General features: G+C 41.5%; 22 protein-coding genes. 12 read left to right on the top strand and 10 right to left on the bottom strand.

Annotation, left to right across the window (positions count from 1 at the left end; genetic code table 11):
* Positions 1–315: 315 nt before the first annotated feature.
* The 4 genes from LZF95_RS13320 to LZF95_RS13305 are packed head-to-tail and all read left to right on the top strand — an operon-like array spanning position 316 to position 2,949.
* Positions 316–1,242: an acyl-CoA desaturase gene (locus LZF95_RS13320; protein ID WP_233755572.1), complete on the top strand. Its 927-nt coding sequence runs from the start codon at positions 316–318 to the stop codon at positions 1,240–1,242.
* Between the two features lie 6 nt (positions 1,243–1,248).
* Positions 1,249–2,451 (top strand): DEAD/DEAH box helicase, encoded by a 1,203-nt coding sequence (locus LZF95_RS13315; RefSeq protein ID WP_233755571.1) that lies wholly within the window; start codon positions 1,249–1,251, stop codon positions 2,449–2,451.
* A gap of 10 nt (positions 2,452–2,461) precedes the next feature.
* Positions 2,462–2,749 carry a cold-shock protein gene (locus LZF95_RS13310; protein WP_233755570.1) on the top strand — a complete coding sequence of 96 codons (288 nt, stop codon included), beginning with the start codon at positions 2,462–2,464 and terminating at the stop codon, positions 2,747–2,749.
* 5 nt (positions 2,750–2,754) lie between these two features.
* Positions 2,755–2,949, top strand: a complete 195-nt coding sequence (locus LZF95_RS13305; protein ID WP_086501652.1) for a cold-shock protein — start codon at positions 2,755–2,757, stop codon at positions 2,947–2,949.
* 216 nt (positions 2,950–3,165) lie between these two features.
* Here the strand turns inward: LZF95_RS13305 and LZF95_RS13300 are convergent, their stop codons facing one another.
* Together LZF95_RS13300 and LZF95_RS13295 are read right to left on the bottom strand one after the other, a co-directional pair.
* On the bottom strand, positions 3,166–4,164 hold the full coding sequence (locus tag LZF95_RS13300; protein ID WP_233755569.1) for a 2-hydroxyacid dehydrogenase: 999 nt from the start codon (positions 4,162–4,164) through the stop codon (positions 3,166–3,168).
* A gap of 2 nt (positions 4,165–4,166) precedes the next feature.
* A complete protein-coding gene (locus LZF95_RS13295; protein ID WP_233755568.1) occupies positions 4,167–5,354 on the bottom strand; it encodes a hypothetical protein in 1,188 nt (395 codons plus the stop codon).
* Positions 5,355–5,605: 251 nt separating this feature from the next.
* On the opposite strand from LZF95_RS13295, the gene LZF95_RS13290 reads away from it, so the two are divergent.
* Complete coding sequence (locus tag LZF95_RS13290; protein ID WP_233755567.1) at positions 5,606–6,037, top strand: Dabb family protein; 432 nt, start codon at positions 5,606–5,608, stop codon at positions 6,035–6,037.
* Here LZF95_RS13290 and LZF95_RS13285 read toward each other — a convergent pair whose 3' ends face one another.
* The 3 genes from LZF95_RS13285 to LZF95_RS13275 form a co-directional block, all read right to left on the bottom strand.
* Entirely contained in the window at positions 6,038–6,445 is a 408-nt protein-coding gene (locus tag LZF95_RS13285; RefSeq protein WP_233755566.1) for a hypothetical protein, read from the bottom strand.
* A gap of 116 nt (positions 6,446–6,561) precedes the next feature.
* Positions 6,562–7,659 (bottom strand): peptide-methionine (S)-S-oxide reductase MsrA, encoded by a 1,098-nt coding sequence (gene msrA / locus LZF95_RS13280; RefSeq protein ID WP_233755565.1) that lies wholly within the window; start codon positions 7,657–7,659, stop codon positions 6,562–6,564.
* Between the two features lie 186 nt (positions 7,660–7,845).
* On the bottom strand, positions 7,846–8,499 hold the full coding sequence (locus tag LZF95_RS13275; RefSeq protein ID WP_233755564.1) for a GDSL-type esterase/lipase family protein: 654 nt from the start codon (positions 8,497–8,499) through the stop codon (positions 7,846–7,848).
* A 318-nt stretch (positions 8,500–8,817) separates the two neighbouring features.
* Here LZF95_RS13275 and LZF95_RS13270 point away from each other — a divergent pair, with 318 nt between their 5' ends.
* The 4 genes from LZF95_RS13270 (at position 8,818) to LZF95_RS13255 (ending at position 11,805) form a co-directional block, all read left to right on the top strand.
* Positions 8,818–9,756: an alpha/beta fold hydrolase gene (locus LZF95_RS13270; RefSeq protein ID WP_233755563.1), complete on the top strand. Its 939-nt coding sequence runs from the start codon at positions 8,818–8,820 to the stop codon at positions 9,754–9,756.
* Positions 9,757–9,901: 145 nt separating this feature from the next.
* Positions 9,902–11,017 (top strand): DUF4407 domain-containing protein, encoded by a 1,116-nt coding sequence (locus LZF95_RS13265; RefSeq protein ID WP_233755562.1) that lies wholly within the window; start codon positions 9,902–9,904, stop codon positions 11,015–11,017.
* A 120-nt stretch (positions 11,018–11,137) separates the two neighbouring features.
* On the top strand, positions 11,138–11,392 hold the full coding sequence (locus LZF95_RS13260; protein WP_233755561.1) for a DUF6364 family protein: 255 nt from the start codon (positions 11,138–11,140) through the stop codon (positions 11,390–11,392).
* Positions 11,389–11,805, top strand: coding sequence for a PIN domain-containing protein (locus LZF95_RS13255; RefSeq protein WP_233755560.1), 417 nt, complete (start codon positions 11,389–11,391; stop codon positions 11,803–11,805). Before LZF95_RS13260 ends, LZF95_RS13255 begins: the two co-directional genes overlap by 4 nt.
* A 162-nt stretch (positions 11,806–11,967) precedes the next feature.
* Here LZF95_RS13255 and LZF95_RS13250 read toward each other — a convergent pair whose 3' ends face one another.
* From LZF95_RS13250 to leuS, 5 genes are all read right to left on the bottom strand, one after another.
* Positions 11,968–12,771, bottom strand: coding sequence for a DUF5995 family protein (locus tag LZF95_RS13250; protein ID WP_233755559.1), 804 nt, complete (start codon positions 12,769–12,771; stop codon positions 11,968–11,970).
* Positions 12,772–12,960: 189 nt separating this feature from the next.
* Positions 12,961–13,686, bottom strand: coding sequence for a VIT1/CCC1 transporter family protein (locus LZF95_RS13245; protein WP_233755558.1), 726 nt, complete (start codon positions 13,684–13,686; stop codon positions 12,961–12,963).
* The gene (locus LZF95_RS27575) at positions 13,683–13,811 is read right to left on the bottom strand and encodes a hypothetical protein (protein ID WP_262912247.1); all 129 of its coding nucleotides are present in this window, start codon (positions 13,809–13,811) and stop codon (positions 13,683–13,685) included. The genes LZF95_RS13245 and LZF95_RS27575 overlap by 4 nt, the downstream gene beginning before the upstream one ends.
* A gap of 641 nt (positions 13,812–14,452) precedes the next feature.
* Positions 14,453–15,481 carry a glycosyltransferase family 4 protein gene (locus LZF95_RS13240; RefSeq protein ID WP_233755557.1) on the bottom strand — a complete coding sequence of 343 codons (1,029 nt, stop codon included), beginning with the start codon at positions 15,479–15,481 and terminating at the stop codon, positions 14,453–14,455.
* Positions 15,482–15,582: 101 nt separating this feature from the next.
* Positions 15,583–18,357 carry a leucine--tRNA ligase gene (gene leuS / locus LZF95_RS13235; RefSeq protein ID WP_233755556.1) on the bottom strand — a complete coding sequence of 925 codons (2,775 nt, stop codon included), beginning with the start codon at positions 18,355–18,357 and terminating at the stop codon, positions 15,583–15,585.
* A 173-nt stretch (positions 18,358–18,530) separates the two neighbouring features.
* Here leuS and LZF95_RS13230 point away from each other — a divergent pair, with 173 nt between their 5' ends.
* From LZF95_RS13230 to LZF95_RS13220, 3 genes are all read left to right on the top strand, one after another.
* Positions 18,531–18,986: a GNAT family N-acetyltransferase gene (locus tag LZF95_RS13230; RefSeq protein WP_233755555.1), complete on the top strand. Its 456-nt coding sequence runs from the start codon at positions 18,531–18,533 to the stop codon at positions 18,984–18,986.
* A 127-nt stretch (positions 18,987–19,113) separates the two neighbouring features.
* Entirely contained in the window at positions 19,114–19,740 is a 627-nt protein-coding gene (locus tag LZF95_RS13225; protein WP_233755554.1) for a 7-carboxy-7-deazaguanine synthase QueE, read from the top strand.
* 4 nt (positions 19,741–19,744) lie between these two features.
* Positions 19,745–21,667, top strand: a complete 1,923-nt coding sequence (locus LZF95_RS13220; RefSeq protein WP_233755553.1) for an OmpA family protein — start codon at positions 19,745–19,747, stop codon at positions 21,665–21,667.
* Positions 21,668–21,727 lie beyond the last annotated feature (60 nt).

The raw sequence follows: 21,727 nt of genomic DNA, 5'->3' as shown, positions 1-21,727 counted from the left end.
CCCTCGCAAAGGTTTTAATTCTTCTTCTTTCTACTTTTTTAATTCATGAGATCCGGGCAAGTCCGGTCATAGAATTAAAACCTGCAGAGAAAATCCCACGGGAAACATTAGTATTTATAATTTAATCACAGTGCCATTAAGACAGTAAGGTTCTCAGAATCAGAATTATCTGAATTCTCCCAAACATTAAGAAAGCGAGTTTACGGACATTTTACGTCCACAAACAAATCGAAATACGGTAATAGAGAGATGATCATTAAGTCAATCATCTTGGTGTCACTGTATGTCGTGCCGATTTTTTTAGTGATAACGGGCATGGCTACGACCACATTTCAATTATTCGCTTGTTATTTGTTTTCGGCTTTTGGAATGGCAGGAGTAGGTATGGGGGTAATGCATGATGCAATCCATGGTTCTTATTCCAAAAATAAAAAAACAAACACCTGGATCGGTTATACCCTCGATATGGTAGGCGCGAGCTCCATGGTTTGGCACCTGCAACACAATGTGCTTCACCATAGCTTTACCAACATAGACGAACATGACGATGATATCAATGCCCCTTTCTTCTTGAGATTCTCTCCAAACGCGGATAAAAATGGGCTACACAAGTTCCAACACCTATATGCCTGGTTTTTTTATTCCCTTTCTACTCTTTCATGGGTGACTGCTAAGGACTTTATCAGGTTTACTAGGTATTACAATAAAGGTCTTGTGAAAGGTGGGGAGAAAGCATACAGAAAAGGAATAATAAAACTGGTGTTCCTTAAGCTCGCTTATTTCTCAGTGGTGCTGGGTTTACCGATTATTTTCTCCTCTTTTTCTGTAGGGATGATAATCCTTGCTTTTATAATGATGCATTTTGTGACTGGATTTGTCATTACGATGGTGTTTCAGATAGCACATATAGTAGAAGAAGTTAATTTCCCGAAAGCTGACACCAATGGAGTGGTAGAAGGAGAGAGAATACTTCACCAGTTGGCTACTACCTGTAACTTTGCTCCCAAATCTAAATTGTTGTTTTGGTTTGTCGGAGGGTTGAATTTCCAGGTAGAACACCATTTGTTTCCTGATATTTGTCATGTACACTATAAGGATATAGCACCGATCGTAAAGGCCACAGCGGAGGAATTCAATGTGCCTTATTATTCTAAACCACATTTTTTAATGGCTGTGTTGGACCATTTCAAAATGCTCTATCTATTGGGTAATGAACCCAATATGGAGTCAATTAAAGCCTAATTTAAAATGAATACACAAAGAAACAGCAATACAAGACCACAGGCAAATCAAAGGAGGAATTCCCGTCCTGCTGATAGGTCTGGTCAAAATAAGAAAAAGGAGTCTAAGCTAGATCCTAATTTGTTTGTCAAGAAGGCCCAGCCTAGTGGACAACAAGGATTTCGATCCGAGACACCGTTTTCAAGCTTGAATTTAAATGCTTTGTTGTTGAGAAATCTGGAAGCAAAGGGCTACGAAAGTATGACCAATATTCAGGAGCAGGCTATTCCAGCTTTGATGGACAAAAGGGATATACTCGGAATATCAAATACAGGTTCTGGTAAAACCGGAGCATTTTTGATACCGATCATAGAACACGCCAAACAGGATCCCCAGAATTTTTCTGCCTTGATAGTAACGCCGACCCGAGAGTTGGCTTTGCAGATAGAAGAAGAATTCAAGAGTCTCAGCAAAGGGATGAATTTGTTCTCCAATACATTCATTGGAGGAACGAACATCAATTCAGATTTCAAGGCGTTGAATAGAAAGCTTCATGTGATCGTAGGTACTCCTGGAAGATTGTTGGATTTGGCTAACCGTAAGTTGCTTCATCTCAACAAAGTAAATACGCTTGTGCTGGACGAATTCGATCGGATGTTGGACATGGGTTTTGTGCAAGATGTGAAAAAACTCGTAAATTCAATGACTAAGAGAAGCCAGACCATGCTTTTCTCAGCCACACTGGAGCCTAATCAAAAAGCTCTCATAGCGGGATTGCTTAATAATCCTGTTGAGATAAAAGTAAATACCGGTGGGACGACCAGTGAAAATGTAGATCAAGAGATTATTCGTGTGCCGGAAGGCAAGAATAAGTTTGATATTCTTGCCGATCTATTTAAAGGAGTAGATCTGGAAAAGGTGATAATTTTCACCGAAACCAAGAGGATCGCAGATAAATTAAGCAAGCAATTAAATCAGTCCGGTATCAAATCTGGGTTGATTCATGGAAATAAGTCCCAAAACTTCCGAAATAGAACCATAGATGAGTTCAAAAGCGGAATGACTCGAGTGCTGGTGGCAACTGATGTAGCTGCCAGAGGTATAGACGTAGCTGATGTATCCCATGTGATCAATTACCAGCTTCCCATGTCTATGGATAGTTATATCCACAGAATTGGCCGGACAGGCCGGGCCGGAAAAACCGGCAGGGCCATAACATTTGTCAATTAAAATCGTCGCAATGTCAAAAAACCAAAACACATTCATTAAAAAGCAAAAAGCAGAACTTAAAAAGAGAAAAAAGAGAGAAAAACAAGAAAAGATGGCAGCGCGCAAGGAGCAGCCAAAAAGTGGAGATCTGGACGATATGATTGCGTACGTGGATGAGTTTGGTAACATCTCAGACACTCCGCCAGAACCAGAACCACCGAAAAAAGAAAATCCGCAAAGGAAAGAGAACGCTCCGAGAAGAGAATATCCGAACAATGCACAACAACAAAATAATAGAAACACCAATTTAAAAAGTTAGTAATCATGAATGAAGGAACAGTAAAATTCTTTAACACAACCAAAGGTTTTGGTTTTATTACACCAGCAGACAACAGTGAAGATGTATTTGTACACCACTCAGGTCTAGTACACGAAATCCGTGAAAACGATCACGTTACTTATGACGTAGTTCAAGGTAAAAAAGGCGTTAACGCTGTGAACGTGAAAGTAGCTAAGTAATTCCTCAGGGCCTGGCCCAGTTAAGAAATACAAAGTTCAATGCCTGCAGGTCTATGGTTTGCAGGCATTTTTATATCTTTATTTTCGGTAAACATATTAGGGGGCTAAGCAGCAAAAAAACACTAGGTAGAAGTTGAGGGCGAAAACGCATACTTCCGTGCCACCAGAGGTCAAGGATACCGCGGCTAATTAATCGTAAAAAATTATATGGTTGGATTAGTTTTTCCACTTCACCTCATTTGTAAGGTCCTTTCCCTCTGCCAGTTCATCCAAATTCTTTAGGGTAGTCGCGGATATTTGGGTCAGTGCTTCATTAGTGAGAAAAGCTTGGTGGCCTGTAATCAGGACATTTGGAAATGTCATCAGTCGGGCGATGTCTTCATCCTGCAGAATTTCCTCAGATCGGTTTTGGAAAAACAGATCTTCTTCCTGCTCGTACACATCAATGCCCAGATTACCAACTTTCTTGGTTTTCAGGGCTTGGATCACTGCCTTGGATGCTATCAACGCACCCCTACTTGTATTGATCAGTACCACTCCTTCTTTCATTTGCGAAAGTCTCTGCTGATCTATCAGATGATGGGTGTCTGAATTCAGCGGGCAGTGAAGCGAGATAATATCACTCTGTGGCAACAATTCATCGAGAGGCATATAGATGACCCCCAGTTTTTTAAGCTCCTCACTCTCTTTGATGTCGAAGGCCAGCACTTTACATCCTATGCCGAGCATGATCTTGCAAAATGCCTTGCCTATTGCCCCAGTACCTATTACTCCTGTGGTTTTGCCGTTGATATTAAATCCAGTCAGGCCTTCAAGAGAGTAGTTGTTTTCCCTGACCCTATTATAAGCCTTGTGGGTTTTGCGGGCAAGAGTCATGATCAGTGCCAGTGCATGCTCTGCAACTGCCTCAGGACTATACGCTGGCACTCTGCAGATTTTGAAGCCTAATTCCGATGCCTTTTCTAAGTCGACTTGATTGTATCCGGCACATCTGAGTACAATGTTTAACACACCTATTTCAGAGAGTCTGGTGAGGGCGGCTTCGTCCAAATGGTCGTTTACAAAAGTGCATATTGCATCATGTCCTTCTGCTAGTGCCGCGGTTATACTGTCAAGTTTGGGGTCGAAGTAGGTGAACTCATGCTTGTGCTGAGGGAGTAGCTTGTCGAAGCTCTGTCTGTCATAGGATTTGGTGCTGAAAAACGCAACTTTCATACTCACTTGGTTTGAAGCTGATAGATATAAAAACGAGTGAACTCTTCCTCAATTTCAGTATTTTCCCGTTCTTGAACTAGGATTTTGTTGTCAGGAAGCGAAATAATCAAGCTTCCATCCAGGGCATCGAGCTCCGGTGATAGCTGTTTCCCGTTTTTGAAAAGTATTATCCTTTGCTCCTGTGGGTCAAATTTGCCCACATAGGGCTTTTCCTCCGTGTGTCTGCTGTCATACTCTGCTTGAGAAATCCCTGTGAAATACTGTAATAGATAAAACCCATCGCTCATGTCAAAAAGCTTCTGATTGTGGGCGGATAATCTTCCTAATTCGTCTTGATTGTTATCTGAGGGATTAGAGCCTAATGGAATAGGCGAATAGGTCTTGAATTGAGAATGTGAGATAGGGATAGACCTTTTCAGGGAAAAGTCAGGTAATTCATAGATTAATATTTCCTTTTCCAAATTATGCACCAGCACCAGTTCGTTGTTGTGGTGATCAATGAAAAATGATTTGCCCATTAAACCTGAATAGATCTTTTCTGTAGAATTGTAAATCGACGTGGGCTCATATGAAACTACGCTTTTCACTGCGCCGCTTAATAGGTTCAACTCATAAAAGTTCTGAAGAGTGTCCTTCCCTTCTTTAGTATGAATCAGATAATTAGCCGATATATAATTGCTTGGTCCGACCAGAAGCTTTGTAGTATCGTTATGCTGGAAGTAAGGAGGTCTTCCTAAGGGAGTAGATGTCCTTATAGGAAGTGGGGACAACAGTCTTTGCTGGTGGATGATTTCATAATCTTGGTCATAGCTGATTATCTGGAAAGGTAATTCCACAAACCTTTGTCCATTTGGGCCGAAACAAAGGCCGGTAGGATTTCTGTTTCCGTACAAGCCTGGACCTTCGCCTTTTTTGTGTTCACGCCGTAGGATTTCCCCTTCTTCAGAAATCTCGAGGATGTCATCTTCGGTAAGAGAATAGCCTAAGTAGATTTTTTCTTCGGGACTGTAATCCAGGATATTGACTCTGGTGAAATTATTGATCTGGAAAGAATCTACTTTTATAAGTTCATATGCTGTTTTGGAATAATCCAATGTGCTGCCTTCACTATCCTTCTTTGTGCCGCAACTCAAAGTAACTAGAATGAGGGTAGATAAAACCGGAAGGCTGGAATAAAGGTGTCTTTTCATTTTATGAAATTTCGTAGATCTACTAATATTTCGTTGAATGTAATCTGAATATTATAAAAAGCCTAGTTTCCACAAATTATAATGCGACATGAGTAGCTATTACCTGTAGATTTAGAATATTTTCTCGAATCTGCCTAGATTGGTAAAAAATCCAACAACTATGAAATCGAGCATGACTCAAGAGTCACACGAGGAGTGATTATCTGTGAAGCGAGATTCCATATGACCACTGAAAAACAAATTACAAACAGATGAAAAAACTCATTTACTTCCTTCCTTTACTCTTGGCATTATCTTGTGCGGAAAAAGAGGTTAAACAAATTGAAACAGAAATTAAAGAAGAAATCAACGAAGAACCTATGGCAGCAAAACCTGATTCAGTCCTAAGACACACTGTTTTTTTTAGTTTTAAAGAGACTTCATCTCCAGAGGATATCCAGTCCGTAATAGATGCTTTCCGAAATCTCCAAAACGAGATTGAGGGGATAGAGGAGTTTGAATGGGGGACAAATTCCAGCCCTGAAGGCTTAAATCAAGGCCTGACACATGCATTCATCCTGACATTTCATTCTGAAGCAGCACGGGATGCATACTTGCCTCATCCGGCGCATGATGCTTTTGGTAAGATCCTTGGGCCTCACTTGGATAAAGTGACTGTCGTGGACTTCTGGACCCGTCCTTGATTATTGGTCAAAGGGCAAAGCTGATCCGTCGGCTTTGCCCGATTCATTTACGGTCAAAACTTCAGTGACCACAAAATTACTGGCTCCTCGCCAAGGTAGCATTCCATTATATTCTTTGTAGCGAAGCTCCACGAACTTGCCTGAAGCTCTTTCCAATTGCGCTGCAATACTTTCATCAACTACACTGAAGCGGAACTCATTGCTTTGCAGTCCACCTGCAGTAGGGCTCTGAAAGCCTTCCTGAACGACACGTCCTTCGTAAGTCTTAAATACCACCCCTTTTTTCACAAAGTAATTTAAGCTGCCTGCCTTCACACCATCTCCAAATACAAAATAGAATTTGTACCAGAATATCCCGGCTAATACCCCAACCAAAATAACACCGGCAATCCACGCGAATTTTTTCATAACGACAACGAGTTTAAGTAAATATAGAAATCGGGTTGGTTTTTATTCAAAAAAAAGAATTAAAAATATTGGAATACTCCATAAAAAAAGCTGCTTTCGGGCAGCTTTTTATTCCTTTAGTTCACAAGCCACAAATACTTCCCATAACCTTGTGCTTCCATATCTTCCTTTGGAATGAATTTCATGGCAGCTGAATTCATGCAATACCGAAGGTTTGTAGGTTCTGGACCGTCGTAGAATACATGTCCCAAATGGCTTTTCCCAAATTTGCTACGGACTTCCACTCTTAGCATGCCTAGATCGTCGTCAGTGGGTTTTTCCAATGCTCTGGCATCGATAGGCTTGGTAAAGCTTGGCCATCCCGATCCCGACTCATACTTGTCTTTGGAGCTGAAAAGCGGTGCACCAGAAACTATATCCACATAAATCCCGTCTTTGTGATTGTCGTTGTATTCATTCTGGAAGGACATTTCAGTGGCATCTTCCTGGGTCACCTCGTATTGTAGTTTTGTCAGATTTTTCTTCAGCTCTGCCTTAGATGGAGCTGTATATTTTTTATCAGAAAGCTCGGGCCAATGGGATTTTATGAACTTGTCCCTTCCAGAACCATTTCTATAGGCATAGTAATCCTGCGGGTTTTTCTTATAATAGTCCTGGTGATAATCTTCAGCAGGATAGAAATTAGTGAATTTGATGATCGGGGTCGCTATAGGCTTTTCAAACTTCCCTGATTTATCCAACAGCTTTTTGGATTCCTCCGCTACTTTTTTTTGCCCATTGTCATGGTACCAAATAGCGGATTCATACTGAGATCCCCGGTCATAAAATGAGCCTCCTTCGTCAGTTGGGTCAAAGGTTTGCCAGAAGATGTCCACTAATTCTGAGAAACTGATGACCTCCGGATCGTAAGTGATCTGAACAGCTTCTCTATGCGAAGTTTTCCCGCTAGACACTTCTCCATAGGTGGGGTTTTTCTCTTTGCCTCCGGCATATCCTGAGATGACGGTAATTACTCCATCTATATCTTCAAAAGGCGCTTCTACGCACCAGAAACAGCCACCGGCAAAAGTGGCTAGTTCTGTCCTGCCATTGTATTCATCAAGTTTATGGGCATCAGTTGAGCCCTGTTTTTGGACGCCCGTATTTCCACAGGCAAACATCAATGTGATAAGGAAAGACACCATCGGAGGCAATAGTTTATTTGTACTAAACATGCTGTAGTTTTTCTTGTGTTTTGGGTGGGGTGTTGTTATTGATACACTAAACTCAATTTTAGGGGTTGTGTTTAGGGTTTTGTGTTAATCTGTGTTAGTGCATTGAGATACGAGATAAGATCGTCTCTGGTTTGTCCTGAGGTATGTTTATTGTGCTACGTGGTGTTTTTGCATCCTAGGCTTGAGTTATAGAAATGACGTGAAGATTTCCTTCCATAACTCATAACCTTTCTCGTTCATATGAAGGTCGTCCTCGAGGAAAATATCCGCTCTCGGCTTTCCGGTGTCATCAAGCATGATGTCCCACACATTGACAATATGCACGCCCTCATGGGTGGTGGCGTACTGTCGGATTAAATCATTCAAAGCCAAGTAAGAGTCTTTTTTGTGCCATCGGGAGGGACTCGGTTTTGCGGTGATCAGATTCACTGTTGTTTCAGGATACTCGGCATGAATCCTAGTGACAATTTCATCTAGATTAACCATAATATCTGAGATTTCCTGACCGGCATTGATGTCATTGTCACCTTCATAAATGAACACTTTAGAAGGCTCGTACCTTAGGACGGTTTCATCCAGATGCATCAAAAGCTGGTGTGCCTGAGATCCGCCAAAAGCAGTGTTTAAGAGAGCTACATCTGGAAATTGTTCTTGTAGGTTTTTCCACATCCGCACGCTGGAGCTTCCTGTAAATACTACACTTCCGGACTTCCAGCCGGCATCGTCGATCTCTTTGGCACGTCTATTCACTTCCTCTTGGAAGGGGATGCCTTGGCCATAGGTGAATTGCAGGGTGAATACCAAAAGGAAAAGCAGGGTAGGGGAGATGTGATTCTTCATGTTTTAAATATAACAAAGTGGTACTGGGAATACCATGACTGTCTTGTGTTCCTCTTGGTTTATTTTACAAATGAACAAAACCGATCAGTTGCAGTACATGCGCGTACAGTTCGGACATTTTCCATCTCTTGTGCGGAAGCAGAGCCCAATGATTTTCGACACATTTTATCTACGATATTTTGATGTATGGGTTGTTTTTGGAGATTTCCATCCCATTTTAATAGAGTGGATTCTGGGGTTGATCTTTTTTGGAGGAGTTTTAGCGTTGAATTGAGTAAGATGTTAGCTATGGTTTTGAACAAAACGCCGACCGCATATATGAAAAGTAAAAACAAAATAATTTTAGGTGTTTTATTTTTAATGGCCTGTAAATCCTCGATTTATGCTCAGCATGGTAAAAACAAACCAGTAGTTGTTGATGGAAAAAAAATAGCCTACAAAACCTTCAATATTGAAAATAGAAAAGTTGGCGAACCTATTCTTGTTTTCGAGTCAGGATTAGGAGGAGGGACTTTTGATCCCATTCTTCCATTTCTTCCAAACCATATTTCTGGTATTCAGTATGAGAGAAACGGAGTTGGACAATCCGAACTTGATTTGGAAATTACTTCCGATTCCCAAATTGCAGAACGCTTGCATAATTTGCTGAGAACATTAAATGTTAAACCGCCTTATTTATTGGTTGGACATTCAATTGGTGGGCCTTACATAAGGTTATTTGCCGCTAAATTTCCGGAGGAAGTTTGTGGGCTTGTTTTCTCAGACCCAACGGACTTTATGCTGTCTTCCGAAGAAAATGAAGAGGCGAGAATCAAATCTGAAAGTGCTACTGGATACCATGAGGTGTTTTTTCAAATTCAGAAAATGATGTCCGAAAATAAGGACTTTAGCCAAGGCGCACAGAATGATGCAACGAGGGCTTTGAAATCTAATGCATCTGGTTACTTTCAGGAATATCGACATTTACCACCGTTAAATAAGAGCATTGCTGTGACGGTAATTATTTCATACAATAAACACATTGAACATCCAGATGAAGAAATGAACAAAAATCTTAATTTGGGAATCAATTTTAAGCCTTGGTGGAAAGAATACGATAATTTAAGAATACAGCATTTTTCGGACTTGATAAAGGATAACGACAGCAGTATGATTATTCTGCTTCCAAAATACAGCCATGGTATATATTATCAAAATCCGAAATTAGTGGCGCAACTGATTATTGAAAATTATAATAGTAGTATCAAAGGAAAATGAAGAAACACAGCTGCATGGGCTATAACAAATATGGTCAAAAATGAAAGTCGTTACACTAAGTGAATCAATAGCTAGGAGGAATAGAAATCGCTTTGAAATCCCATATTAGCCGTAGGAGAGAACTCATTACCTTATTTCCATTTATATGACACATCTTACCCGTTTTTTCTTGTTTTGCAGCGGCTCTATCTTTCCATTGCTCAAGCGGTCGCCCACGGAATCGAATAAATATGTAGGAATCGGAGCGACGGTTTTTTTCACAGGAGTATTGGCAGCATTGGCTGCGGGATATGCCTTGTTTACTGTGTTTCAATCTATATGGCCGGCAATCTTTTTTGGACTGCTTTGGGGGTTGATGATTTTTAATCTGGATCGGTTTATCGTGTCCAGCATGAGGAAAAAGGATAACACATGGGGGGAGTGGAAACTGGCGATTCCCAGATTGGTATTGGCCGTATTGCTTGCTTTAGTGATCTCAAAACCCTTGGAATTGAAAATGTTCGAGCGTGAGATAAATAGAAAAATAGATGAGAAGAGGACAGAATTTATCTCAGAATCCAAACTGAAGCTAGCAAAAGGCTTTCCGGAAATTAAGGAGCTGGAATCGAAAATTGATACGTTGAAGGATGAAGTCATAGATTTTACTGCTTATCGTGATCAGCTTCAGCGAGAATATGATGCGGAGCGATTCGGTGAAAAAACCACCGGAACGAGTGGAATTGTAGGATTGGGTACAAATGCTAAAAAGAAAGAACAACAGCTCGATGCTGCCCAGGCTACATTGGATGAGTTGAGGCAGAGAAATCAGGTGAGGGTTGATACGCTGGAAGCACAAATCCGAAGTTTTGTGGCATTGCGACAGGCAGAGTTTGAGAAGCAGCAGCCCGGGATCGAAGGCTTCGACGGGCTGGCTGCCCGTATGGAAGCACTTGATGCGCTTACCAAAGAAAGCTCAGCTATGGCTATGGCCAATGTTTTTATATTGTTGCTTTTTGTCGCGATAGAGACAGCGCCGATATTCGTAAAGCTGATATCACCACGGGGGCCTTACGATGAGTATCTGGAGCTTCATGAGGATAAGGTAAGGCTGTTTAAAGATGAAAAATGGACTTTTGCCAAAGGAGAATCCGAAGCCCGGGTGGGATATTTCCAAGACACTCACTTTTATGCTACAGACCTCCATAAAGAGAAAACCAACCGAAAGAACAAGGCTCAGACTGATGCGGAAATAGCCAAGGTTGAATCAGAGTTTAAGCTTTAGCAATTGGTTTATGTTAAGATAATAGGGGATGTTTGATTTTCAGTGTCTTGTAAAAAAAAATCTTATAAAGTGGTTTTTACGTATAGAAATTAATACTTTTACGTAATAAAAGCAACAGTTATGGATGCGAAAGTTACACTATCATTTAACAAAGATGTAATCGATCGAGCGAAGTCATTTGCTGAAAAAAACAACATTAGCCTTTCTAGGCTGACAGAATATCTCTATACGCAGATTACCTCCAAAAACTACAAGTCTCTAGAGGATTTGCCGGTTTCGGACTGGGTGGATTTTGTGGCTGAAGGGCGAGTGGAATATCGCAAAACTCCTAGTAGGAAGGCCCTCAAGGATGAATTCTTCTCTTCCAAGAAATGAGGATTTTTCTTGATGCTAATGTGATCATCTCAGTGCTCAATAAAGAATACCCTCTGTTCCCCGTTTCATCGCGTGTTCTTAGTTTGGCAGATAGAAGAGATGTTCATCTTTACACCTCCCCGATTTGTCTTGCGATTGCGTTTTATTTTTCCGAAAAGAAATCTGGTGCAGCTATGGCCAAGCTGAAGATAGAAATGCTGTCAAAAAAGCTAGTGATGACCTCGCTGGATCAGGATACCGTGGATCAAGCCTTGTCCAATAGGCAAGTGCAGGATTTTGAGGATGGATTGGAGTATTACTCGGCTTTGGGGAGTGGGTGTAATATGGTCGTCACCGAAGATCCTGATGGTTTTTATTACTCACAAATCCCTGTCATGGGATGTGAGAACTTTTTGGAAGAGTATATATTTTAATATGATGATCCGCAATGATGCCAGTAGCCATATTTCCCTTGTTATATTGGTTGGAAGACCGAATATGTCTCAACGCTAGTGTTCACCAAATCCTATAATGCTTTGTCTCTTTACTGGTAGAAAAGCGGATATGCATATATTTTAATTTCAGGTTACATAAACCTAGATTGTTTGGGCTTTTTTGACTACAATATCCAGCTGGTCCATGGTGCGGACGACAGACTTCCATTCTGCAAAACCCACTAGTTTTACCATAAACAACAAAAATTTCCCAGGGCTGATCAACCTATTGGCCAGTTTGGCAATAGCCATGTCACGCTCTAAAATTGAGGCAGCTCGATCCTCGCAAGCATAGTATTCTCCTGCGTATTTCCATGCCCCATCCCGGGCCAATTGAATGGAGAAATTGAGCAGCATTTCATCCCGGCCTTTTACCAAAGGAATCAGCCAGCCGAAAATGGGGGACACGGTGGAGATGTTTGATTTTACTCCGTCCACCAATTCGGCAAGTACTGCATTTATTTTATTGAAATCGTTCTGGATACCGGCTATAGGTTCCGTGCCCATGGTGTCTGCGGCAGATATCCCGAGATCTAGATTGATATGTGCATTTATCCCAAGAAACAAATGTTGCAAGACCAGATGCTTGCTTCCTTTACTGGCTTCAAAAGCCAGGAACCAGCTTTTTGTAGGTTTTTCACCTTTTTTCCACATTTCATAAGCATCGATAAATCTACCTGCAAAAAGGATGTCTAGTTTTTCCATTCTGGGATTGTCTTCAAATTCCCCGGCAAGAATCCCATCTCGGATTCTACGGGTAACTTGGCGGTACAGAATAGCGAAGTAACCTATGCGTGACTGATCGCTTCTGCATTCTTCCACGATCTGGTCCATGCAGAGCAAAACTTCATCTATGGTTTTCATATGATTATAATTGTTTTTCAATTGCCATATGGAATCTCGCATAGTTGATAATCATATCAGTGTGTGTCGCCTTCGACATGCTCGATTTCATGTGTTTATAATTGTTTTTCTAAGGCCAGATGGCCTGTCCCGTCCGTCGCGGCGGATCGGGAGAATCTTTGAAGATTAATCTGCCAGTCGGCGGAGCCCTGTGTGTTTAATGATGATTTTAATCGTGTCGATTTCATATTATTAGGTCGTGAAAAAGTTTTCGAGTATGTCGCCGACATAGTAAGCTACGAGTGCTGCTAAAAGACCTAGTCCCACTGTTTCTCCAATACTTTTAGTGGCGGAAGTCTGATTGACTATGGATTTGAGGGCGCCAATCACCACAAATGCAAATGTTGTTAGTATGCTCGTCCAGAGGAAGATATTGCTTTCGGAAGGATAGAAATATGTCCATAGATAGACGAGTAATGGAATGAATCCAACTATCAGAAAGGATGCTAATGTGGCAAGTCCAACTTTAAAAGGACTTTTGGTTTCCATCATTAGGTTGAGTTCGTCTTTCATCATTTCGGCTACCCAGAGGTCTTTATCAGATGTGATCTGATTCACGGCTTTTTCCAACAAGTCACCCTGAAACCCTTTGGCTTTATAGATCGCCTTTATTTCATCTCGCTCTATTTCAGGGGTGTTTTCTACTTCCCAATATTCGATAGACTCATGCTTTTTATATTTTTCCTTTTCGCTTTTTGCGGATAAATAAGCTCCTACCGACATGGAGAATCCATCAGCAAGTAAGTTGGCGAATCCTAGAATAATGATAATGCCTGTATTCAGATCGGCTCCAAAGCCTCCCGCAACCACTGCAAATGTGGTCACCGCCCCATCGATCCCTCCATATACAAATTCCCGAAGGTACTCCTGGAGGTTTTGAAAGTAACTGCTTTGTTTGTGGATATGAGCTTCGTTCATAACTTAAGGTGTTGAAGGATAAATCTTTTGACATTCTCTCCCATCACTGCCTGGATCTCAGCTTCGGTAAATTCCGCTTCATCAAAAAAGGCAGTTACTCCTACAACAAGTGTTGGTTTTTTCATGGCAACTGGTTACACGATGGAAGTTAAGGAAAAATAATATTCCGAATCAAAAATCAGTCTTCAACAAAAAGAAGTGGGTTTTTAGATTCAGTATAGGTGATTAAGTTTTACGTTCCCTGAATAATCCGTGAAATGCTCTTAAAAAATATTTGTTTGTTTTTGGGCGCTTTAAAACATTTTCACTATGTTTAACAAAATATATAGATCAAAAAAACAAATACACAGCAAGGATTACAAAAGTATATTTGGTTTTAGATGATTGACAATAGACCCACTCTTGGGGGCTTTTTTTTAAAAGCCCCCTTTTTTATGCTTGTATTTTTTTAACGTAATGTTAATATGCAAAAAAGTGGTTTAAAAAATCTTTGATCTAGATCAATTTTTTGTTGATTGTCGGAAAAGTGGTTTAATTCTAAAAAAGGAATACTTCTAATGTGGAAAATATGAAAATTTGGCCTTCCTGTAATTCTCTTCTTGAAAATTCGGAAAATCCAATTTTGTTGAATTAAAATACTGGCGTTGGTTTTTGCCCAAATGTACAATAGCAGGCTTGCTTCTGAGATGAGGATAATGTTAAATGCCTCATTTGCGATCTTTAGAACAAATGGAGTTCTTCGAAGAGAAAGAAATTAGGTTGGTTTTCAGGATTTTATCAGTTGGGACAAAAGGAGGTCTCTTCTATTGTCAAAATTAAACTCGGCCACAATCCTTTCTCTACTTTTCTTCTTCCCCTCGCTTTGATCATTTTTCAAAGTAGTTAAAACAATAGATTCCAATTCGTGATAGTTCTTGGTTTTTAAAATGAGATTCTCTGAGCCGATGATTTCCGGGATAGCGCCCACAGAGGAGCCTACCGGAATGCACCCACAAGCCATGGCCTCGGCAAGAGCATTAGGGAAACCTTCGGAAGTTGATATCTGTAAATAGATCTGGTGAGAATTATAGAGAGCTAGTAACTCCTCTTTTGACTGTTTGCCCAGTACGTTTATGTTGGAATAGGGGGTGAAATAGTTTTTATCACCAACTAGGGTTATTTTAATATCCGGATGTAATGAGGCTAATTGCTCTATCAGATCATATCCTTTTACCAATGCGCGGGATTGTTTTGAGGTGCCTGTGGCGACAGATATCAATGATTTTGGTTCCCTGTTTATTTTTTGGTCTTTCCAGAAATTTGTGTCAAATCCGTTGGGAATAACTTGAATCGGAGTGGCCAAATTAGGGATAAGGTTAAGAAGTCCCTGTTTGGATGATATTCGCGGGTCGTATTTGTACTCCTGCTCCACAAGTGCCCCAGCTACCGGCAAAATCAAATCGCAATTCACAAAGCTGTAAACCGTCGCTTTTCTCAACCACTTTTTCCTGAAATTTCCATATCCAATTTCAGGCATATTCATGCAATCTGCCCCACCTGCCTGAATAATGCATTTCTTTTTGAAAACCTTTCCAAACCAAACTGGTAAGACCGAGTGATACCCACCAAAAAAGCACAGGTACTGGGTGGTTCTGGGTAGAAGCCAGAGGAGTTGGAGAAACTGTAAAATGAAATAAAATGGAAGTTTGGCTGGGTTCTGTGTGAATTCCAATGCTGTGATTTTCATCTCAGGACGGATCATTTCCAGGTCGCGATCGATAAAAGCCGTACGAATCGGGAAGGTGTAGATGATCATTGGGATGAAATTTAAACTAAAACTAACCTATAAACGAAAAAGGAGCAAAGAAATCAAAATTTGAAATTCTATGCTCCAGTACTTTCAGGATTGAAATTTAATCAAACCACCAAATTCACGATCTTACTAGGGACGATAATGATCTTCTTTGGCGCTTTGCCTTCCAGCCACCTTTGTACAGTTTCATCTGCAAGTGCTGCTTCCTGGATTTCATCTTTTGAAAGGGAAAGATCAAGGTTGAGTTTAGCACGCATTTTACCGTTGATCATCACCGGGTATTCAAAGACACTTTCTTTCAGATAGCTTTCCTCAAAAACAGGGAAAGACGCTTCGGTAATAGAACTGGTATAACCTAATAGGCTCCAAAGTTCTTCTGCGATATGTGGAGCATACGGGGAAACCAACAGGGCCAATGGCTCAAGTATTTTACGCTTATTGCATTTCAATGCTGTTAACTCATTCACACAGATCATGAAGCTGGAGACGGAAGTGTTGAAGGAGAAATTGGACATGTCTTCTTCCATTTTCTTCAATGCTTTATGAAGGGCTTTGTATTCTTCCTTGCTTGGCACGGCATCGGAGACATTGAATTCGCCTGAGGAAGTGTGATATAGATTCCAAAGCTTTCGGAGGAATTTATAAACCCCGTCGATCCCATTGGTATTCCACGGTTTAAATTGCTCCAATGGGCCTAAAAACATCTCGTATAATCGTAGGGTGTCTGCGCCATATCTCTCGATTATATCATCAGGATTGACGACGTTGTATTTTGACTTGGACATTTTTTCCACTTCAGCTCCACAGATGTACTTGCCATCTTCCAAGATGAATTCCGCATCGGCCAAATCAGGCCTCCAAGCTTTGAATTTCTCCAGGTTCAACTGATCGTTATGGACGATGTTTACGTCCACATGCATTTCAAAGGTGTCATATTGATCTTTTAGCCCTTTGCTTACAAACTGATTGGTGCCTTTGACACGGTAAACAAAATTTGACCTTCCTTGGATCATTCCTTGGTTGATCATCTTCTGGAATGGCTCATCGATGCTCACTACACCAAGGTCGAAAAGAAACTTGGTCCAGAATCTAGAATAGAGTAAGTGGCCTGTTGCATGTTCAGAGCCTCCTATGTATAAATCCACTGCGCCCCAGTAATCTGTTTTGGCCTTGTCCGCAAATGAGCTTTCGTTCTTAGGGTCTGTATATCTAAAGAAATACCAGCTGGAGCCAGCCCAACCTGGCATGGTGCTTCTTTCCAGAGGGAATTCACCTTCAGGAGTCTTGTAGTTCCAGTCTTTCGCTCGGGCAAGTGGTGGTTCTCCATCCTCGGTTGGCAAATATTTATCCACATCAGGCAAAACCAGTGGAAGATCTTTTTCTTTTACTAAATAAGGAAGTCCGTCTTTGAAATAAACTGGGAGTGGCTCACCCCAATAACGTTGGCGGGTAAAAATCGCATCCCGCATTCTATATTGGATTTTGCCTTTGCCTATGCCTTTTTCTTCCAAAAACGCTATGGCTTTATCCATGGCCTCTTTCATGTACATATTAGAAATGAAGCCTGAGTTGATGATGAAACCACCTTTTCCGGGGAAAGAACCCTCTTCCATGGATCCTTCTATCACTTGCCTGATCTCCAATCCGAAGTGCTTGGCAAAATTATAGTCCCGTTCGTCATGTGCCGGAACAGCCATAACGGCACCGGTACCATAGCCAGCCAATACGTAATCGGCTACCCATATCTGGATTTCTTCTCCGTTAAACGGGTTGATCGCATAGGATCCTGTGAATGCGCCTGAGATAGTTTTCACATCACTCATACGCTCACGTTCCGAGCGGTTTTTTGCCACTTCTATGTAAGCTTCTGTCTTTTCACGCTGATCTTCCGTGATCAGTGCCGCCGCCAGATCAGATTCGGGAGCCAAGGCCAGGTAGGTGACTCCATATATTGTATCTACACGGGTAGTAAAGACTTTTATTTTTAGTTCAGAATCCTTTACCTGGAAAACCACGTCAGCCCCGATGGATTTGCCTATCCAGTTGCGCTGCATTTCTTTTACAGGTTCAGGCCAATCTACTTTTTCCAAACCTTTCAGCAAGCGGTCAGCATAAGCGGTGATTCTCATCGACCATTGCATCATTTTCTTTCGCTCCACAGGATGTCCGCCCCGCTCCGAGAATCCGTCTTTTACTTCGTCATTGGAAAGCACGGTTCCTAGGGCAGCACACCAGTTGACGGTGGTCTCAGCTAAGAATGTCAATCTGTATCTGAGAAGCATTTCCTGCTTTTCCCTTTCGGAGAAAGCGCCCCATTCTTCTTCAGTGAATTTTGGTGTTTCGTCGTCACAGACAGCTTTCACGTTAGCATTTCCTTCTTTCTCAAATCGTTCTATTAAAGAATCAATCGAAAGTGCTTTGTCAACGTCCAGATCGTAGTAGCTGTTGAAAAGCTGCATAAAGATCCACTGGGTCCATTTGTAGTAGTCCGGGTTGGAGGTACGGACTTCTTTGCTCCAGTCGAATGCAAAGCCTATGTTCTTTAATTGTTCGGTGTATCTGGCGATATTTTGTTCGGTGGTAATAGCAGGGTGCTGTCCTGTTTGTATGGCGTATTGCTCAGCAGGTAGTCCAAAACTGTCATAGCCCATTGGATGAAGCACATTGTATCCTTTCAGTTTTTTGAACCGGGACACGATGTCTGAAGCAATATATCCAAGAGGGTGCCCCACGTGTAGTCCTGCGCCTGAGGGGTACGGAAACATGTCTAAAGAATAGAATTTAGGTTTTTGAGGATTTACCTCGGCAAGGAAAGTTTGGTTTTTATTCCAGTATGCCTGCCATTTTCTTTCTATTTCTCTGAAATTATACTCCGCCATGTTTGAATTATTCGTTATTTTCCAACTGAATGCCTGCAAAAATAGAAAAAATGACGGGCTTTAGAATTCAAATTCACAATTCATCATGATATCCTATTTTATCTGGTTTTTTCAGAGGAATTTGATGTTAGGCTTTTCAAGCTGGGAAGATTTCCAATTACACCTAGATTATTATGAATAAGGAACAAAAAATTAGGATTGTTGTACGGGAGGCCTCATGGGAAGAGCTTTTGGTCATTCATCGGCTTATTCCGGAATTTCATGAAAAGATAGGAGAAGATTTTTACAAAAAAAGGCTTGAGAACGTACATCATTTAGCCTTAGTGGCAGAAGTGAAGGGTGAATTAATTGGGTTTAAAGTAGGGTATCAACATGAACGCCTTGAAACTTTTTATTCCTGGATGGGAGGTGTGCTTCCCGGATTTCGAAAATCTGGAGTGGCTACGGCATTGGCTGATTACATGGAAAAATGGGCTAAGCAGAATGGTTTTAAGCAAATTTTCTTCAAGACCAGAAACCGCTTCCCTGCGATGATCAGCTTTGGGTTGGGCCGAGGCTTTCGGGTCATCGGAGTCCGGCAAAAGGGAGAAGTGGACGACTATCGGATTGTGATGCTTAAAGAACTATAGATTTCAATGATTTTAGGAAAGTTGGTCGCATGTCACAATTTCGCCATCCCTGAGTTTTCCAATTCAAATCCCTTACCTTTGCGGTATTATTCACCAGCGGTTCAATCGCCCGCTTTACCAAAAATTCATGAAGACAGCACAAATGGTCGCGCAAGGAACCATGCTTCCGGTTATGGAGGCGTTCTATACAATACAGGGAGAAGGTAGATTTACGGGGCACCCGGCTTATTTTATCCGGCTGGGAGGCTGTGATGTGGGATGTGTCTGGTGCGACGTTAAGGAATCTTGGGATTCGGGTAAATGGCCGGTTTTATCTATAGAAGAAATTGTGTCCGATGCCCTGGCTTATCCGGGAAGGCTGGTTGTGATCACAGGGGGAGAGCCCTTGATGTATGATTTAGGCCCATTGACTTCCTTGTTGAAAGCAAAAGGCTTCACCACGAATATAGAGACGTCAGGAGCCCATCCGTTTTCGGGGGATTTTGACTGGGTTTGTTTCTCCCCTAAAAAATTTAAGAAACCTCATCCATCTGTTTATAAAGTAGCGGATGAGCTTAAGGTGGTAGTGTTCCATCAAAGTGATTTCACATTTGCGGAAGAGCATGCTAAGTTGGTGGATCCTCGCTGCGAATTGCGTCTTCAGCCGGAATGGAGTAAAGCAGAAAAGTTTACTCCAGTGATCATAGACTTCGCAAAAAATCACCCAAAATGGAAAATTTCGCTTCAAACCCATAAATTTATGGACATTCCTTAAGTCCATGCGTACTGTTTTGCTTTTCTTATTCCTTTTGTCTAGTAGTATGGTGGCCCGTGCCCAGGGCTATTCTATTATAGATAGTAGGGCTATCAAGATGTACCAAGAAGGGGAGGAGCTTACCCTTTCAAGGCAATATGAGGAGGCAATTGAAAAATACCAAAGTGCGATAAAGCGAGAAGCTTCGTTTGTGGAAGCCTATGTGAAATTAGCCCAACTTCAGTTGACACAAGGAGACCTGGATGGAGCTGAGAAGACCTTGATTAGCGGCCAGTCAAAATTGGCAAATCCCAAAGCAACATTAAAGCATAGGGCGGACATAGGTTGGGTGCTTACCAATGTTTACCTGAAGCAAGGAAGGTATAAAGAAGCCTATTCAAAATTTTTGGAAACAGACCCTCTGTTGGAGGAAAGCTTTCGGAAACATGTGTCTTACAAAGAAATGGCTGACAGGATGGGGTTTCTCAAAGATCATCTGGAGCGGAATTGGGTGATAGAGAAAGAAAAGCTTGAGCAGCCTTTGAATGAATTTCAGCTCCAGTATTTCCCTGTGCTCACAGCGAACGGGGAGCAGATTTTGTTTACTAAGAGAGATGGGGCCGGGACCAATCATAAGGAGGATATTTATATGTCATTTATGGGCCTGGACGGAGGTTGGACCAAACCCCAAAGTATAGCCGAAACAATTAACTCACCTTATAACGAGGGAACCTGTTCTATCACTGCGGATGGAAATGTTTTGATCTACACCTCATGTGATGCCCCTGATTCTGAGGGGAGTTGCGACCTGTATATTGCGTATAAATTAAATGGGAGGTGGCAACGACCCCGGAATATGGGTAAAAATGTCAATTCCCGCTCCTGGGATTCTCAGCCGTCTCTTTCAGCTGATGGGAAGATCCTGTTTTTCTCATCCAATAGAAAAGGTGGTTTTGGGGGCAATGATATTTGGTACAGCGTATTGCAAAATGATGGCACTTGGTCAGTGGCTAAGAATCTTGGCAATGTTGTAAATACACCAAAAGATGAGATATCCCCATTTATGTTTTTCAATAATGAAATCCTGTTTTTTTCTTCCAATGGACATCCTGGATTCGGTGGCATGGACATACATCTTTCCAGGGTGGTGGACGGGGAGTTTTCGGAACCTGAAAATCTGGGTTTGCCTATCAATGACCAGCATGATCAGGTAGCATTATTTATTACAGCCCAAAAGGATTATGCTTATTTCACAGAGTTGACCTCAGTGGAGCAAGGGCAGGACAGATCTCTTTTGTATAGATTCAAGTTCCCTGAGGATATTTATTTGGGGGAGAATTTGACTGTTACAGAAGGGAAAGTGCTCAACTCAAAGACGGGAGAGCCTGTAGATGCTTCACTTTCGTTGGTTTCACTCACAAATGATAGTACGCTGTATCAGTTTGGGTCGGATGGTAAGACAGGAGAGTTTATGATGCTCTATCCAAATAAGGCGATTTCGGGACTTTATGTGGAGAAAAAAGGGTATTTGCCAAAGATATATAACGTGGAGCGGGATAATATCAAGAACGTAAAAGATCTGAAGGTGGAATTGGTGCCTGTGGCCGCCGGGGAAGAGTTTGTATTTGAAAATGTGTTTTTTGAATTCGATGAATATAGCCTCAAAAGTGAGTCCATTTCATCCCTGAAACGGCTTGTCAGATTTTTGACCGAAAATCCAAATGTGAATATTCTGATTTCAGGCCATACGGATAATGTGGGGAGTGCCAGTTATAATCAAACGTTGAGTTTACAGCGTGCCAAAAGTGTCCAGCAATTTTTAATATCAGCTGGTTTTCATGAAGGCCGTGCGTTGGTAGAGGGAAAAGGGGATAAGGAGCCAATGGTCCCGAACACTTCTCCGCAGAATCAAGCGCTGAACCGAAGGATCACCATAAAAATCTTATAACTTACTGGCAGTCAACAGTTGTCATAAGAGGCTATTCAATGTAGCACACAGCTATTTTAG

The sequence above is a fragment of the Algoriphagus sp. AGSA1 genome (assembly GCF_021390545.1).
Taxonomy (GTDB): domain Bacteria; phylum Bacteroidota; class Bacteroidia; order Cytophagales; family Cyclobacteriaceae; genus Algoriphagus.
The sequence above is the reverse complement of the archived record's forward strand: the minus strand, read 5'-3'. Positions and strand labels throughout refer to the sequence as shown.

Bases quoted from the DNA above. Each gene is read 5' to 3' on its own strand.
- LZF95_RS13320 (WP_233755572.1), top strand. From the start codon at position 316: ATGGCTACGACCACATTTCAATTATTCGCTTGTTATTTGTTTTCGGCT.
- LZF95_RS13315 (WP_233755571.1), top strand. From the start codon at position 1,249: ATGAATACACAAAGAAACAGCAATACAAGACCACAGGCAAATCAAAGG.
- LZF95_RS13310 (WP_233755570.1), top strand. From the start codon at position 2,462: ATGTCAAAAAACCAAAACACATTCATTAAAAAGCAAAAAGCAGAACTT.
- LZF95_RS13305 (WP_086501652.1), top strand. From the start codon at position 2,755: ATGAATGAAGGAACAGTAAAATTCTTTAACACAACCAAAGGTTTTGGT.
- LZF95_RS13300 (WP_233755569.1), bottom strand. From the start codon at position 4,164: ATGAAAGTTGCGTTTTTCAGCACCAAATCCTATGACAGACAGAGCTTC.
- LZF95_RS13295 (WP_233755568.1), bottom strand. From the start codon at position 5,354: ATGAAAAGACACCTTTATTCCAGCCTTCCGGTTTTATCTACCCTCATT.
- LZF95_RS13290 (WP_233755567.1), top strand. From the start codon at position 5,606: ATGAAAAAACTCATTTACTTCCTTCCTTTACTCTTGGCATTATCTTGT.
- LZF95_RS13285 (WP_233755566.1), bottom strand. From the start codon at position 6,445: ATGAAAAAATTCGCGTGGATTGCCGGTGTTATTTTGGTTGGGGTATTA.
- msrA (WP_233755565.1), bottom strand. From the start codon at position 7,659: ATGTTTAGTACAAATAAACTATTGCCTCCGATGGTGTCTTTCCTTATC.
- LZF95_RS13275 (WP_233755564.1), bottom strand. From the start codon at position 8,499: ATGAAGAATCACATCTCCCCTACCCTGCTTTTCCTTTTGGTATTCACC.
- LZF95_RS13270 (WP_233755563.1), top strand. From the start codon at position 8,818: ATGAAAAGTAAAAACAAAATAATTTTAGGTGTTTTATTTTTAATGGCC.
- LZF95_RS13265 (WP_233755562.1), top strand. From the start codon at position 9,902: ATGACACATCTTACCCGTTTTTTCTTGTTTTGCAGCGGCTCTATCTTT.
- LZF95_RS13260 (WP_233755561.1), top strand. From the start codon at position 11,138: ATGGATGCGAAAGTTACACTATCATTTAACAAAGATGTAATCGATCGA.
- LZF95_RS13255 (WP_233755560.1), top strand. From the start codon at position 11,389: ATGAGGATTTTTCTTGATGCTAATGTGATCATCTCAGTGCTCAATAAA.
- LZF95_RS13250 (WP_233755559.1), bottom strand. From the start codon at position 12,771: ATGCGAGATTCCATATGGCAATTGAAAAACAATTATAATCATATGAAA.
- LZF95_RS13245 (WP_233755558.1), bottom strand. From the start codon at position 13,686: ATGAACGAAGCTCATATCCACAAACAAAGCAGTTACTTTCAAAACCTC.
- LZF95_RS27575 (WP_262912247.1), bottom strand. From the start codon at position 13,811: ATGAAAAAACCAACACTTGTTGTAGGAGTAACTGCCTTTTTTGATGAA.
- LZF95_RS13240 (WP_233755557.1), bottom strand. From the start codon at position 15,481: ATGATCATCTACACCTTCCCGATTCGTACGGCTTTTATCGATCGCGAC.
- leuS (WP_233755556.1), bottom strand. From the start codon at position 18,357: ATGGCGGAGTATAATTTCAGAGAAATAGAAAGAAAATGGCAGGCATAC.
- LZF95_RS13230 (WP_233755555.1), top strand. From the start codon at position 18,531: ATGAATAAGGAACAAAAAATTAGGATTGTTGTACGGGAGGCCTCATGG.
- LZF95_RS13225 (WP_233755554.1), top strand. From the start codon at position 19,114: ATGAAGACAGCACAAATGGTCGCGCAAGGAACCATGCTTCCGGTTATG.
- LZF95_RS13220 (WP_233755553.1), top strand. From the start codon at position 19,745: ATGCGTACTGTTTTGCTTTTCTTATTCCTTTTGTCTAGTAGTATGGTG.